Annotated in this window: 16 protein-coding genes; 9 read left to right on the top strand and 7 right to left on the bottom strand. The window is 64.7% G+C overall.

The annotated features are described in order from the left end of the window. Positions 1–3: 3 nt before the first annotated feature. On the top strand, positions 4–288 hold the full coding sequence (locus tag PCA10_RS16330) for a GNAT family N-acetyltransferase (RefSeq protein ID WP_016493175.1): 285 nt from the start codon (positions 4–6) through the stop codon (positions 286–288). Positions 289–364: 76 nt separating this feature from the next. Here PCA10_RS16330 and PCA10_RS16325 read toward each other — a convergent pair whose 3' ends face one another. Both PCA10_RS16325 and PCA10_RS16320 read right to left on the bottom strand, forming a co-directional pair. Continuing rightward, on the bottom strand, positions 365–1,444 hold the full coding sequence (locus PCA10_RS16325; RefSeq protein WP_016493174.1) for a 3-deoxy-7-phosphoheptulonate synthase: 1,080 nt from the start codon (positions 1,442–1,444) through the stop codon (positions 365–367). Positions 1,445–1,600: 156 nt separating this feature from the next. Beyond that, positions 1,601–2,011, bottom strand: coding sequence for a PilZ domain-containing protein (locus PCA10_RS16320; protein WP_016493173.1), 411 nt, complete (start codon positions 2,009–2,011; stop codon positions 1,601–1,603). Between PCA10_RS16320 and PCA10_RS16315 the strand changes: the two genes are divergently transcribed. From PCA10_RS16315 to cysB, 5 genes are all read left to right on the top strand, one after another. Continuing rightward, the gene (locus tag PCA10_RS16315) at positions 2,010–2,396 is read left to right on the top strand and encodes a YbbN family protein (protein WP_016493172.1); all 387 of its coding nucleotides are present in this window, start codon (positions 2,010–2,012) and stop codon (positions 2,394–2,396) included. The genes PCA10_RS16320 and PCA10_RS16315 overlap by 2 nt on opposite strands. After that, positions 2,397–3,350 carry a putative 2-dehydropantoate 2-reductase gene (locus PCA10_RS16310; protein ID WP_016493171.1) on the top strand — a complete coding sequence of 318 codons (954 nt, stop codon included), beginning with the start codon at positions 2,397–2,399 and terminating at the stop codon, positions 3,348–3,350. Between the two features lie 13 nt (positions 3,351–3,363). Continuing rightward, the gene (locus PCA10_RS16305) at positions 3,364–4,269 is read left to right on the top strand and encodes a 5'-nucleotidase (RefSeq protein WP_016493170.1); all 906 of its coding nucleotides are present in this window, start codon (positions 3,364–3,366) and stop codon (positions 4,267–4,269) included. A gap of 44 nt (positions 4,270–4,313) precedes the next feature. After that, positions 4,314–4,814 (top strand): universal stress protein, encoded by a 501-nt coding sequence (locus PCA10_RS16300; RefSeq protein WP_016493169.1) that lies wholly within the window; start codon positions 4,314–4,316, stop codon positions 4,812–4,814. 119 nt (positions 4,815–4,933) lie between these two features. Then, a complete protein-coding gene (gene cysB, locus PCA10_RS16295) occupies positions 4,934–5,908 on the top strand; it encodes an HTH-type transcriptional regulator CysB (RefSeq protein WP_016493168.1) in 975 nt (324 codons plus the stop codon). Positions 5,909–5,984: 76 nt separating this feature from the next. Here cysB and PCA10_RS16290 read toward each other — a convergent pair whose 3' ends face one another. Together PCA10_RS16290 and PCA10_RS16285 are read right to left on the bottom strand one after the other, a co-directional pair. Then, entirely contained in the window at positions 5,985–6,275 is a 291-nt protein-coding gene (locus tag PCA10_RS16290) for a hypothetical protein (protein WP_016493167.1), read from the bottom strand. Between the two features lie 4 nt (positions 6,276–6,279). Further along, entirely contained in the window at positions 6,280–7,014 is a 735-nt protein-coding gene (locus PCA10_RS16285; RefSeq protein ID WP_016493166.1) for a phosphoadenylyl-sulfate reductase, read from the bottom strand. 193 nt (positions 7,015–7,207) lie between these two features. Between PCA10_RS16285 and thrH the strand changes: the two genes are divergently transcribed. Beyond that, positions 7,208–7,825 carry a bifunctional phosphoserine phosphatase/homoserine phosphotransferase ThrH gene (gene thrH, locus PCA10_RS16280; protein WP_016493165.1) on the top strand — a complete coding sequence of 206 codons (618 nt, stop codon included), beginning with the start codon at positions 7,208–7,210 and terminating at the stop codon, positions 7,823–7,825. 162 nt (positions 7,826–7,987) lie between these two features. Here thrH and pabB read toward each other — a convergent pair whose 3' ends face one another. Continuing rightward, positions 7,988–9,331: an aminodeoxychorismate synthase component I gene (gene pabB, locus PCA10_RS16275; RefSeq protein ID WP_016493164.1), complete on the bottom strand. Its 1,344-nt coding sequence runs from the start codon at positions 9,329–9,331 to the stop codon at positions 7,988–7,990. A 152-nt stretch (positions 9,332–9,483) separates the two neighbouring features. On the opposite strand from pabB, the gene PCA10_RS16270 reads away from it, so the two are divergent. Next, the gene (locus tag PCA10_RS16270) at positions 9,484–10,233 is read left to right on the top strand and encodes a class I SAM-dependent methyltransferase (RefSeq protein ID WP_016493163.1); all 750 of its coding nucleotides are present in this window, start codon (positions 9,484–9,486) and stop codon (positions 10,231–10,233) included. A gap of 129 nt (positions 10,234–10,362) precedes the next feature. Here PCA10_RS16270 and PCA10_RS16265 read toward each other — a convergent pair whose 3' ends face one another. Beyond that, positions 10,363–11,031 carry an SCO family protein gene (locus tag PCA10_RS16265; protein WP_016493162.1) on the bottom strand — a complete coding sequence of 223 codons (669 nt, stop codon included), beginning with the start codon at positions 11,029–11,031 and terminating at the stop codon, positions 10,363–10,365. Between the two features lie 37 nt (positions 11,032–11,068). Further along, on the bottom strand, positions 11,069–12,976 hold the full coding sequence (locus tag PCA10_RS16260; RefSeq protein ID WP_016493161.1) for a multicopper oxidase family protein: 1,908 nt from the start codon (positions 12,974–12,976) through the stop codon (positions 11,069–11,071). Between the two features lie 323 nt (positions 12,977–13,299). Here PCA10_RS16260 and PCA10_RS16255 point away from each other — a divergent pair, with 323 nt between their 5' ends. After that, positions 13,300–14,010, top strand: coding sequence for a lipoate--protein ligase family protein (locus PCA10_RS16255; RefSeq protein WP_016493160.1), 711 nt, complete (start codon positions 13,300–13,302; stop codon positions 14,008–14,010). The last annotated feature ends 127 nt before the right edge of the window (positions 14,011–14,137 follow it).

Genomic DNA, 14,137 nt, shown 5'->3' with positions numbered 1-14,137 from the left:
GCGATGAGCGAGGCATTGTCCATCCACCATGACCAGGCGGGTCATCAATTCGAGACCACCGTGGACGGTCATCGTGCATACCTGGCCTATATGGACCTGGGTAAACAGACATTGGACATTTATCGCACTTTCGTGCCGAACGTCCTGCGCGGTCGCGGGATCGCGGCGGCGCTGACCGAGTCCGCACTGGAATTTGCCGAGGATCAGGGCTACACCGTGATCCCATCCTGCTCCTACGTCGAACGCTACATCGAGCGTCGCCAGCGGCAGGCGCAGCGTAATGGCTGAGGGGCCGCCCCAGTCGTAGCGGATGCACCAAGAAAAACGCCGGGCAATTGCCCGGCGTTTTCGTTTCTGCCTGTGGTCAGCCGCGCTGGCGCTTGGGCAGCACGTCCTTGAGCTTGGCATGCATGCTGCGCAAGGTTTTCTCGGTGGCTTCCCAGTCGATGCAGGCGTCGGTGACGGAGACGCCGTACTTCAGTTGGGCGAGGTCCTTCGGAATCGACTGGTTGCCCCAGCCAAGGTGGCTTTCGACCATCAGGCCGACGATGGAGTTGTTGCCTTCCAGGATCTGGTTGGCGACGTTGTCCATGACCAGCGGCTGCAGGGCCGGGTCCTTGTTGGAGTTGGCGTGGCTGCAGTCGACCATGATGTTCGGGCTGATGCCGGCCTTGGTCAGTTCCTGCTCGCAGATGGCGACGCTCACCGAATCGTAGTTCGGCTTGCCGTTGCCGCCGCGCAGCACCACGTGGCCATAGGCGTTGCCCTTGGTGGTGACGATGGAGACGCCGCCTTCCTGGTTGATGCCGAGGAAACGGTGCGGGCTGGAAACCGACTGCAGGGCGTTGATCGCCACGGTCAGGCTGCCGTCGGTGCCGTTCTTGAAGCCGACCGCGGAGGACAGGCCGGAGGCCATTTCGCGGTGGGTCTGGGATTCGGTGGTACGGGCGCCGATGGCCGACCAGCTGATCAGGTCCTGCAGGTACTGCGGGGAAATCGGGTCCAGCGCCTCGGTGGCGGTGGGCAGGCCTTTTTCGGCCAGGTCGCGCAGCAGTTGGCGACCGATGTGCAGGCCGTCCTGGATCTTGAAGGAGTCGTCGAGGTAGGGGTCGTTGATCAGGCCTTTCCAGCCGACGGTGGTGCGTGGCTTCTCGAAGTACACGCGCATGACCAGGAACAGGGTGTCGGACACTTCGGCGGCGAGGCCCTTGAGGCGATCGGCGTACTCGTGCGCGGCCTTGATGTCGTGGATGGAGCAGGGGCCCACCACCACGAACAGGCGATGATCCTTGCCATCGAGAATGTTGCGGACCACCTGGCGGCCATTTGCGACGGTGCGCAGGGCTGCATCGGTCAGGGGAATTTCGCGCTTCAACTGGTCCGGCGTGATCAGGGTCTCGTTGGAGGCAACGTTAAGGTCGTCGATCTGTATCGTGCTTTTCATCGGTCAGGGTCGTCAGCTCACGGGTGCCGGTCGCCAGCGATCCCCGTATGGCGGAGAGCACGGCAGTAAAAACGCGGCGGGGACCGGAACCTTAACGCTTTCCACGTAACCTCGACAATGGCGAATGCATGCCCCGAACGTGGAAAATGCACGAATTCAGACAGGGGCGAAGTCCGCTGCGTGCGCAGCGATCCATTCCTGTGCCACGGCTTCGGGTGCCAGGGCGTGGCCGACGGCTTCCTCGCGCTGCTTGCGGTACTGCTCGATCAGGCAGATCTGCTCCACCATCCGCGCGCGGAACATGTTTTCCTCGTCGACGAACGCGATGCCCACCAGGAAGTCCTGGACCTGCTTGCGGCACCAGGCCACGGTGCCCGAGAACCGCGCCAGCTCGCCAAGCAGGGGGATGCACAGCTCTATGTAGGTGCCGCACCGAAACGCGCGGGTGGAGTTGCATGCCACCCCACCCAGGCTGATATCGTGCAGCCGCTGCAGGGGCACGTGAGCGCCCTTGCGCGGAACCAGCTCCACGGGCATTTCCGTGGGGTGACGCAGGAATTGACGCATGACCGCGAACTCCCGATGCCTCGAAAACGGTATCGCACAAGACACTATAGTGCCCGAGCTGGAATTGACCGACCTCGACGCCGATCGGAGCCTGCTCGATCTGCCCGGCACCTCCCTGGTGATCTTTACCGGCTCCGGTTGCGCCAGTTGCCGCTGGGCCCGCCTGCACCTGCCGGGCGCGGCCCTGCCGGTGGACCGATTGTGCTGGATCGATGCCGGCAATAATGGTGGGCTGGTCCAGCGCTATGAGGTATTCCACCTGCCTGCGTTGTTCGTGGTTCGAAATGGCGATTTCCATGGCGCGCTGCATGCCAGCTTGCGGCGCGACGATCTGATTCAAGCCCTGGACCGGGCGTTGGCCCGGCCGGCAGAGGAGCTTCCCTAGATGAGTTCAAGCAAACCGCGCATCGGCATTATCGGTACCGGCGCCATTGGCGGCTTTTATGGCCTGATGCTGGCCCGTGCCGGCTTCGATGTGCATTTCCTGCTGCGCAGCGAGTACGACGCCGTGGCCGCGCGTGGTCTGCAGCTGAACAGCGCGGTGCACGGCGCCCAGGCGCTGTTCCCGGTGCAGGCCTACCGCGACGCCGCGCAAATGCCGCCTTGCGACTGGCTGCTGGTGGGGGCCAAGACCACCAGCAACGCGGCGCTGGCCCCGGTCATCGCCCAGGCCGCGGCGCCGGGCGCCAAGGTCGTGCTGCTGCAGAACGGCCTGGCGGTGGAGGACGCGCTGCGGCCGCTGCTCCCCGAGTCCCTGCATCTGTTGGGTGGCCTTTGCTATATCTGCGTGCACCGCTCGGAGCCGGGGGTGGTCGAGCACCAGTCCTTGGGGGCGGTGAACCTCGGCTACCACTCCGGCCCGGCCCTTGATGACGCGCAGCGCCAGGCGCTGACGGAAGAGGGCTCGGCCCTGTTCAAGGCCGCCGGCATCGACTCGGCCGCCGTCGCCAACCTGGACCAGGCGCGCTGGCAGAAGCTGGTCTGGAACGTGCCGTACAACGGTCTGTCGGTATTGCTCGGCGCCGGGACCACCGCGCTCATGGCCAACGCCGACAGCCGCGAGCTGATCCAGGCCATCATGCAGGAAGTGGTGGACGCCGCCACCGCGCTGGGCTTGCGCATGCCGGAGAACTTCATCGGCAAACTGATGACGTCCACCGACCGCATGCCCGACTACCTGCCGAGCATGTACCACGACTTCGCGCAGAAGCGCCCGCTGGAGCTCGGCGCCATCTACGAAGCCCCGCTGGCGGCCGCCGCTGCCGTGGGCTTCGAGATGCCGAGTATTCGCGCGTTGTACCAGGCGCTACGCTTCATCGACGCACGCAACCAGGGCTGAGGGGCGCATCACCATGGGCAAAGGTCTGGCGGACAAGCTTGTATTGGCGATCTCCTCGCGGGCTCTGTTCGATCTCGATGAGAGCCATCGGGTCTACGAGGCGCAGGGCATCGAGGCCTACCGCCAGTACCAGATCGACCATGAGGACGAAGTGCTCGCTCCGGGCGATGCCTATCCCCTGGTGGAAAAGCTCCTGAAGCTGAACGAGCAGCTCGGGCAGCAACGGGTGGAAGTCATCCTGGTGTCGCGCAACAGCGCCGACACTGGCCTACGCGCCTTCAACTCCATCCAGCACTACGGCCTGGGCATCTCCCGTGCCGCCTTCGTCGGCGGCCGCAGCCCGGAGCCCTACCTGCGTGCGTTCGGTTGCCACCTGTTCCTCTCCACTCATGCCGAGGACGTGCGCGGTGCGTTGATGAGCGGCTATGCCGCCGCCACCATCCTCTCCGGCGGCCCACGGCGAGCGGCGAGCAACGAACTGCGCATCGCCTTCGATGGTGATGCCGTGCTCTTCTCCGACCATTCCGAGCGCATCTACCAGACTGGCGGGCTCGAAGCCTTCCAGGCCCACGAGCGGGATTCGGCCCGCGAGCCGCTGGACGGCGGCCCCTTCAAGCACTTCCTCTCGGCGCTGAATCGGCTGCAGCAGGAGTTCCCGCCGGACGCCAGCCCGATCCGCACGGCGCTGGTCACCGCGCGCTCGGCGCCGGCCCACGAGCGGGTCATCCGCACCCTGCGCGAGTGGGATATCCGCCTGGACGAATCCTTCTTCCTCGGCGGTCTGGAAAAGGCGGCCATTCTCGAGACCTTCGGTGCCGATGTGTTCTTCGACGACCAGGCCGGGCACTGCGAAAAAGCCCGGGATGTCGTGGCTACCGGGCACGTGCCTCATGGTGTGAGCAACGAGCCGCAGTTCTGACTAAGCTCTGGTGAGGCCAGCCATGAAGGGCGTCAGGAGGCCTCATGATCCGCTCCATTCTCTATGCCACGGACCTCGGTCTCTATGCCCCCTACGTTCTGCAACACGCCTTGTCCCTAGCTCGGGCCTACAACGCCCAGCTCTATGTAGTGCATGCGGTGGAGCCCCTCGGGCTGTTCGCCGAGTCGGTGCTGCAAACCTACCTGGATGACGACACCCTGACGGAACTGCGGGCCAAGGGGCTGGGCACCGTCATGTCGAGTATCGAGCAGCGGGTACTGGAAGGGTTCCGCGACGAGATGGGCGAGGCGGTCCAGGACCTCGACATGATCCGCGCGGTGCGGGTGGTGCAGGGCGATCCGCCGCTGGTCATCCTCGAAGAAGCGCAGAAACTCTCGGTGGACCTGCTGGTGGTGGGGAGCCACAGTCACGGCACCCCGCTGGAGACGCCCCTGGGGCGCACGGCGGCGCGCCTGGTGCAACTGTCCGAAGTGCCGGTGTACCTGGTGCCCATGCTTCAGCATCGCGGGCACAACGAGTTCTGATTACCGCTGGTCGCGGGTTATGCAAAGCGGAAAAAAACGTCTAGTTTTATTCAGCAAACCATTAATATGGTTATAAACGCCGCCGACATCCTGCGACGTAATCGCTTTGAGGAATGCCTATGAAGCTCCAGCAACTGCGCTACATCTGGGAAGTGGCGCACCACGACCTGAACGTGTCCGCCACTGCGCAAAGTCTCTATACCTCGCAGCCGGGCATCAGCAAGCAGATCCGCCTGCTGGAGGACGAACTGGGCGTCGAAGTTTTCGCCCGCAGCGGCAAGCACCTCACGCGCGTTACCCCGGCCGGCGAGCGCATCATCACCACCGCAGGCGAGATCCTGCGCAAGGTCGAAAGCATCAAGCAGATCGCCCAGGAATTCTCCAACGAGAAGAAGGGCACCCTGTCCATCGCCACCACGCACACCCAGGCGCGCTACGCGCTGCCGCCGGTGATCGGTGGCTTCATCAAGCAGTACCCGGATGTCGCCCTGCACATGCACCAGGGCACCCCCATGCAGATCGCCGAGATGGCCGCCGACGGCACCGTCGACTTCGCCATCGCCACCGAAGCCCTGGAGCTCTTCGGTGACCTGGTGATGATGCCGTGCTACCGCTGGAACCGTTGCGTGATCGTGCCCCAGGGCCATCCGCTGACCAAGCTGCCCAAGCTGACCCTGGAAGCCCTGGCCGAGCATCCCATCGTCACCTACGTCTTCGGCTTCACCGGCCGTTCCAAACTGGACGAAGCCTTCAGCCACCGTGGCCTGAGCCCCAAGGTGGTGTTCACCGCCGCCGACGCCGACGTCATCAAGACCTATGTGCGCCTGGGCCTGGGCGTGGGCATCGTGGCCAAGATGGCGGTGGACCCGAAACTCGACAGCGACCTGGTGGTGCTGGACGCGGGCGAACTGTTCGAGTCCAGCGTGACCAAGATCGGCTTCCGCCGTGGCACCTTCCTGCGTGGCTTCATGTGCGACTTCATCGAGAAGTTCGCCCCGCACCTGACCCGAGAGGTCCAGGCCAAGGCCGTGCAGTGCCACAACAAGGCGGAGCTGGACGAGCTGTTCCACGACGTGGAGCTGCCCACCTACTGAGGCAGGCCTCGAATGAAAAAGCCCGGCAATCGCCGGGCTTTTTTGCGTGGAGCCTTGCCGGTGCGCGGGGTGCACCCTACGGAGAAGGGCGCCCGAGCGGTTCGAGTACATCACGGACGAAGGCCAGGAATACGGTGTAGACCTGCTCGCTACCGTCGTCGTGGTGCACCACGAAGAAGGGCGCGGACTCCACGCCATAGTGCTGGGCGACCATCCAGCCCGCGCTGCCCGGGTTGCGTTCATCGGCTACCAGGATGCGGTCGATCCGCCCCAGGTGGTCGCCGCGCTCGAGGCGCTCCATCACATCCCGGCACTTGCGGCAGTCCTGGCCATCGGCCAGGACCTTCTTCACCAGGGTGATGCGCATGGGTTCAGGCCTTGCTGATCAGGTTGCCGGCGTGCAGCCCGCATTCCTTCTGCGTGGCTTCTTCCCACCACCAGCGACCTTCGCGCTCGTGCTGGTTCGGCAGCACCGGGCGGGTGCAGGGCTCGCAGCCGATGCTGATGAAACCGCGCTCATGCAGCGGGTTGTAAGGAATCTCCAGCATGCGGATATAGGCCCAGACTTCCTCGCTGCTCATCTGCGCCAGCGGGTTGAACTTGTACAGCGGGTTGTCCGGCGTGGAGAAGGCGCCGTCCATTTCCAGCACCGCCACCTGGGAGCGGGTGCCGGGGCTCTGGTCGCGACGCTGGCCGGTGGCCCAGGCCTTGACCGTGGACAGCTTGCGCCGCAGCGGCTCGATCTTGCGGATGCCGCAGCATTCGCCGTGACCGTCCTTGTAGAAGCTGTACAGGCCCTTTTCCTTGACCAGGGGTTCCAGCAGGCGCGGGTCCGGCGACAGCACTTCGATACTGATGCCGTAGTGCTCGCGCACCTGCTCGATGAAGCGGTAGGTCTCGGGGTGCAGGCGGCCGGTGTCCAGGCTGAACACCTTGACGTTCTTGTTCAGCTTCCAGGCCATGTCCACCAGCACTACGTCCTCGGCGCCACTGAAGGAGATCCACAGCTCGTCGCCGAAATGCTCGAAGGCGAGCTTGAGGATGTCCTGGGGGGACTTGCTGGCGTAAGCCGCCGCTAGTTCGGCGACGTCGAAGGGTTGGCTCATCAGGCAGGCTTCCTTTTAGGGGATGGCGCTGGGCGCGCTCTATGGCGCGCATCTTAGCAAAGGGGAGTTATGCCCCTAAATAACCATCAGGAAGCACCACTGCTTTATTTGGCTATAAGCGGCGCGTTGCGCGGTTCCGGGGGAGCCGCTAGAGTGCCGCCTCCAATCAAAATAGCCATGCGGGGAATTACTCGTGGAAATCGCCTGTCTCGACCTTGAGGGTGTACTGGTTCCGGAAATCTGGATCGCCTTCGCGGAAAAAACCGGAATCGAAGCGCTCAAGGCGACCACCCGGGACATCCCGGACTACGACGTGCTGATGAAGCAGCGTCTGCGCATCCTCGACGAGCATGGCCTGAAGCTTTCCGACATCCAGGAAGTGATCGCCACCCTGAAGCCGCTGGAAGGCGCCGTCGAGTTCGTCGACTGGCTGCGCGAGCGCTTCCAGGTAGTGATCCTCTCCGACACCTTCTACGAGTTCTCCCAGCCGCTGATGCGCCAACTGGGCTTCCCGACGCTGCTCTGCCACCGCCTGATCACCGACGAGACCGATCGCGTGGTGGACTACCAGCTGCGCCAGAAGGACCCCAAGCGCCAGTCGGTGCTCGCGTTCAAGAGCCTCTACTACCGTGTGATTGCCGCCGGCGACTCCTACAACGACACCACCATGCTCAGCGAAGCCCACGCCGGCATCCTGTTCCATGCCCCGGAAAACGTGATCCGCGAGTTCCCGCAGTTCCCGGCGGTGCACACCTATGAAGACCTCAAGCGCGAGTTCATCAAGGCGTCCAACCGCCAGTTGAGCCTCTGAGTTCCCGCCCATGAAAAAGCCCGCGATAGCGGGCTTTTTCATGGGCGGGGCCTGGTCATTCGATGGGTATCGCTTCGCTCAACCACATCCTACGGGCCGCAGCCATTTGCGTTTGTAGGATGGGTTGAGCGAAGCGATACCCATGCTGTCGTGCGCCAGCAGTCAGTCACCCATGCCCTCCAGCGTCGCCATCAGCACCTTCACCTTGGTGATGGACTCGCGGTACTCCTCCTGCCAGTCGGAGTCGGCGACTATGCCGCCGCCGCCCCAGCAGCTGGCCTGGCCGTCCTTCACCAGCACGGTGCGGATGGCGATGGAGCTGTCGAGTTCGCCGCGCACGTCGAGATACAGCAGCGAGCCGCAGTAGATCGCCCGGCGGGTGGGTTCCAGTTCGTCGATGATCTGCATGGCGCGGATCTTCGGCGCGCCGGTGATGGAGCCGCCGGGGAAGCTGCCGGTCAGCAGGTCGAGCGCGTCCTTGCCTGCGGCGAGGCGGCCGGTGATCGCGCTGACCAGATGGTGCACGTTGGGGTAGCTCTCCAGGGCGAAGAGTTCCGGCACCCGCACCGAACCGATGGCGCAGCTGCGCCCGAGGTCGTTGCGCAGCAGGTCGACGATCATCAGGTTTTCGGCGCGGTCCTTGGTGCTGGCCAGCAGTGCCGCTGCCTGGGCGCGGTCTTCCTCCGGCGTGTCGCCCCGTGGCCGGGTGCCCTTGATCGGACGGGTTTCCACCAGGCCCTGGCTGACCTTGATGAAGCGCTCCGGAGACAGGCTGAGGATGGCGCCGTCGTCCAGCGCCTGGTAGCCGGCGAAGGGCGTTGGGCAGGCGCCGCGCAGGGCTTGGTAGGCGGTCCAGGGATCGCCCTCGCAGGGGGCCTGGAAGCGCTGGGTGAAGTTCACCTGGTAACAGTCGCCGGCGCGGATATAGGCCTGCACCCGCTCGATGGACTCCCGGTAGCGGCCTTCCTCGAAGTCAGCGCGGAATGGCGCCTTCAGGCGGAAGGGGCCGGGAGGTGGTGCCTGTTCGCTGAACAGGGCGATCAGGCGGGCACGTTCCGCCGCGTCCAGGCTCGGGTGGAACACCAACTGGCTGGTGCGCGACTGGTGATCGCTGATCAGTGCCCAGGCGTAGAGACCGAGTTGCGCATCGGGCAGGCCCAGGTCGTCGTGGGCCTGCACCGGCAAGTGTTCGACTCGCCGGCCGAAGTCATAGGCCAGATAGCCGATCAGGCCACCAACGAAGGGGAGCTCGGTGCCCGCGGGTGCGCTTGCCTCGCCAAGGCCGGCCAGGGCCTCGCGCAGGCGTTGGGCGAAATCATAGGCTGATTCACCCGGCGCCGCTGCAAAGGCTGCCGTTGGCCAGGCGCTGAACAGGTCATAGCGACCACGCTCGGCAACCGGGCGACCAGCGTCCAGCAGAACGGCGCCAGGTGCCTGACGCACCAGGGCAAAGCGTTCGCAGGGAGACTCTTGATAGGGAAGGGCGTGTAGATGACAGTCGGGCATAAGGGCGGCGCGGGCTGGATGCAGGAGCGGATTCTAGTCTGCCTCCGGTGTCGATCCTAGGCCTTTTCCAGGAAAGGCACCCAGGCCAGGTGAGGGGCAACGGAATCGCGTTATGCTGGTCCGATCCTGCGACCCGAAGCGGATTCCCTGCCATGTCTGATACCAGCGCGCTCTTCAACCGCCAAGCCGACGCCTACAGCGCCAACCGCCCCACCTATGATCCGGCGCTGATCGCCTGGCTCGGCCAGCAAGCACCGGACTTGTCCCTGGCCTGGGACTGCGGCTGCGGCACCGGCCAGGCCACTCGGGACCTGGCGCGGCATTTCCAGCGGGTGGTGGGTACCGATGTCAGCGCCGAACAACTGTCCAGGGCCGAGCCTGCGGCGAACATCGACTATCGCTGCGAGCCGGCCGAGCGTACCTCCCTGGCCGACGCCAGCGTCTCCTTGACCCTGGTGGCCCAGGCGCTGCACTGGTTCGACCTGGAACGCTTCTACGCCGAGGTGCGCCGGGTGAGCCTGCCGGGCGGGTTGCTGGCGGTGATTTCCTACAACCTGCCGCAGCTGACACCCGAGCTGGATGCACTGGTCAGCCAGCTCTACCACGACATCCTCGGCAGCTACTGGGCCGAGGAGCGCCGGCATGTGGAGCAGGGCTACCGTACCCTGGCATTCCCGTTCGAGCGCATCGAGGTGCCGCCCTTCACCCTGGATGCCCAATGGGACCTGGCGCGGTTGCTGGGCTACCTGGAAAGCTGGTCGGCCCTGGCCACCTACCGGGAGGCCCATGGTGCCAACCCCCTCGACCCGCTGCGCGAGCGCTTCCGGCAGGCCTGGGGCGAACCCCTTGAAACCCGTCGGGTGAGCTGGCCCCTGACGGTGAACCTGGGCAAGGTGGCCTGAGCGCCCTTGGCGGGTGCTGTCCTGTAGGGGCGAATTCATTCGCCAAGGGCGGCGCCGCCGCCCTGGATGCTTCCCAGGCAGGACTTCGTCCTGCATCGCGATTGAAATCGCTCCTGCAGGTGCTCCACCTCAGGTCGGCAGGCTCGCGTCCTTGCCGTTCCAGGAGGTGAAGTCCACCGAGCGGTCCACCATGTTGATCGCCGCCACCAACTGCTCCGGCTGGGAACGGGCCGAGGCCATGGTCCACTGGTCGAACCTGTCGTTGCCGATGCGCACCATGCGGATATGGGTGGTGCGATCGGCATCCACCACCGGGTCCGGGTCGAAGAAGCCAAGCTTGCGGCGCAGCTTGTCGAGGTCGTCCGGGTCGCCGGTGAGGAACAGCCAGCCCGGCCCCACATGGTGGGATTCGGCGTATTCGCGCAGCACTTCCGGCGTATCCAGCTCCGGCTGCAGGGTGATGGAGTACATGAAGACCTCACGCCCGGCGCGGTCGCCCAGCAGCTTCTGGGTACCGCGCAGGTTGCTGGTCATGGTGGGGCAGAGCCCGCCGCACAGGGTGTACATCATGTTGAAGGCCACCACCTTGTTGCGCATCAGGTCGTCATAGAGCTTCACGCGTTTACCCAGGTGCGTGTAGAGGGTGAGGTTGGGGAAGTAGCGGGCGCCGAAGCTGTCGCCCTCGGCGTACTCGGGTTCGGCGGCCGCCCAATTGCGCCCGACCAGGCCGGTGCCCAGCGCGGCCAGGCCAGCGGCAGCCACACCGGCGCCGAACAGCAGGTTTCTGCGAGTATTCATCTGGACTCTCCATCAGGGATCAAGGATTGGCTATGGCTCAGCTGATACCGCATCCGGTCGGCGGTTCCGGCGGGGTGTCGTCCTCGATGTCCCAGCGCATCATCATGCCGTGGTCCTCGTGGATCACGTTGTGGCAGTGCATGACGTACTTGCCGGTGAAATCGCGGAAGCGCAGGAACACCCGGACCGCCTCGTTCTTGCCGAGCACATAGACGTCCTTGCGGCCTCGCTCGTGTTCCGGAAGGGTCACGGGCAGGCCGTTGACCGTCTTGCTGAGGATGCGGCCTTCCTCGAAGTGGATATGCACCGGGTGTTGCCAGCCACCGCTCTCGTTGACCAGTTCCCAGATCTCGCATTCGCCCTTGTCGATCTTGGCGCTGGTGTCGAGGATGTTCTCCGGCTTGCCGTTGACCGCCCACTCGCCGCCCTTGCGATCGAACACCCAGCGGCGCACCTTGGCCCGGGCGATTTCTTCGTCGCACAGCGGACGCAACGGCCGCAGCAAGTCGGGCACCTGGCTCAGGTCCTGCTCCGGCGGGTCCCGGTCCACCAGCAGCTTGAGCACCTTGGTGCCGGAGCCGTCGACCTTGTCCGGGCCCTTGGTGGTGTCCTGGATCAGCCGGTTGGTGAGGAACAGCTCGGTGCCGATGGGGTACTTGGAGAAATCCACCACCAGGTCGGCGCGCTCGGCCACGCCCAGGTGCACCTTGCCCATGTTGCGGATGGGCGCGGGCAGCAGGTTGCCGTCGTTGGCGATGTAGGTGAAGGTCTGCGCCTTGCCCTTGCTGTCGTTCAGGTAGAACTCGTAGAAGCGCGACGGGCCGGCATTGAGCAGGCGCAACCGGTACTTGCGCCGGGCGACCCGCAGGACCGGTTCGATCTTGCCGTTGACCAGGATCTTGTCGCCCAGGGTGCCATCGGGGCTGAAGCGGTCGAACACCAGCTGGCCCTTCGAATCGAAGCGCATGTCGTTGAAGCTGAGCATGTAGTCGTAGGGGTAGCTGGGCAGGCGCAGGGCCTCCGGGCTCGGGTCTTTCTCGTCACCGGAATCCAGGTGGTCGAAGAGGATGTAGAAGCCGAACATCCCGCGCACCACATTCTGCGACGTGGCCTGCCAGGTGTGATCGTGGAACCAGAGGGTGCCCAGGGCTTCGCGGTAGTCGCCGATGCCGTTCTGCATCTCGTCCAGGCCGGCATAGACGTTGGGATAGAAGTGATCCTTGTATTCCCCCTTGAAGTCCATGGTCAGCCCTTGCTTCTCGGCACTGAAGAAATCACCGGGGAAACCGTCACTTTCCGAAGGGCAATGCAGGTTGTGCAGGTGCACCGAGATATAGGGGACGCCGACGCCGACGTGGTCTTTGGGCAGCTTGCAGTGGAAGCGGCAGATGACCGGCTTGCCGTAGCGGGCGAAGATCACCGGGCTGAAGCTCTCCGGCGTGGCGTCGGCGGAGCGGTAGCTCCAGACCTTGGTTTCCGGCAGGTCCGGGTGGGCCTTCCAGGGGCGCTCCACCACGTTGATCTCGTACCAGGTCGGGTCGATGCCCAACTGGTCGTAGCGCTGGTGCGGCTTGCGCCCGCATTCGCCGTGCTCGGCATCGGCGCTCGGGGTCGGGGCGAACACCTGAAGGCCATCGGGGCCATGCAGTGCGCTCACCGGGTTCATCGGGCTCACCTGGTTGGGCAGGAATTCCTTCCAGGGCGTGGTTTTCGGGCTGGCGACGGTGGAAGCGGCTTCGGCGGCCTTGTCCTCATCGTCGTCCTTGCCCTTGGCCAGGCTGCTACCCTGCGCGAGGAACAGGGGCAGGGCACCGGCGGCGGACCATTTGAGGAACGACCGGCGATTGCCGTTGGCCAAGGTATGTTCGGTGGTGTGGGTGGCGTCGTCTGTGGCTTTGCTGGCGACGAGCGGATTTCCCCTGAATTGCAAGCGACTGATCTTCACGGCTGCGGTCCTCCACAGCTTGATGGACGGTGAAATTCTCGATCGCTCTAACCGCTTCGGGAGCACCTCGTACCGGTCGGCCTTGTCGGCTCTGTAGTGGATTCCGGTGGAGGCTTGTACTGCGCTCGTGAAACAGGTTGAAACAAATTTATAGGAGGCGATTGCGGGGTGCCATCATCCATCCGGGTGAAAACCGGCTCTGGCGGACTGGCGGCAGAAGCAGCGTCATGAACGGTAGAAAACTGCAAAACTTTAATGACTTGGAGCGGTCAGGCCGTTGCGCTTCCGAGTTGCCGTAAATTTGACACTGTGGCGGAGGACGGATGCACCAGGTTTCAGGATTCGCGGTTGGTGAGGGGCTGGATGCGGAGCGTCAATTGCTCGACAGCGTGCAGCGGGGCGAGCGGGAATGCGGGTTGCTGCTGTGGCGCCCGACCGCTGCGGCGCTGGTCATGCCGCAGCGCCTGAGCCGCCTGGACGGTTTCGCCGCGGCCGAAGCCGAGTGCGCGGCGCTGGGTTGGCCGGTGGCATTGCGCGACAGCGGCGGCGAGCCCGTGCCGCAATCGCCGGCGGTGCTCAACGTGGCCCTGGCCTACGCCTTGCCGCCAGGGGAGAGCGAGCTGACGCGCATCGAGAAGGCCTACCTGCGGCTGTGCCAGCCGCTGCTCGAGTGGCTGGCGGACATGGGCCTGGACGCGGGCTTGGGCGAGGTGGACGGCGCCTTCTGCGACGGCCGCTACAACGTCACCCTGAAGGACCGCAAACTGGTGGGCACCGCCCAGCGCTGGCGCCGCCGCCGCGAGGACGGCCGGCATGTGGTGCTGGCCCATGGCGCGGTGCTGATGGAGAACCAGCGCGAGCCCATGGTCGAGGTGGTCAACGCCTTCTACCAGGGCTGCGGCCTCGATGACCGCTGCCGCGCCAGCAGCCATATCGCCCTCGACGAATGCGTGGGGCAGGTCTGGGGGCGGTTGGAGTCGCTGGTTGAATCCTATCGCCGGACCCTGGCCGAGGCCGGGTTGGTTCTGGCGTGAGGGCGGGGAGGGCCGTTGAGCGGTAAATCGGACTGATTCACATTAATTTGAAAAAAGCGCTTGACCATAAAATGAGAATCATTATTATTACAACCACTGGCCTCGCGGCCAGCTGGATAAGCTGACA

Source organism: Pseudomonas resinovorans NBRC 106553 (assembly GCF_000412695.1).
GTDB classification, from domain to species: Bacteria; Pseudomonadota; Gammaproteobacteria; order Pseudomonadales; family Pseudomonadaceae; genus Metapseudomonas; species Metapseudomonas resinovorans_A.
This window is presented reverse-complemented; position numbering and strand designations above follow the sequence as displayed.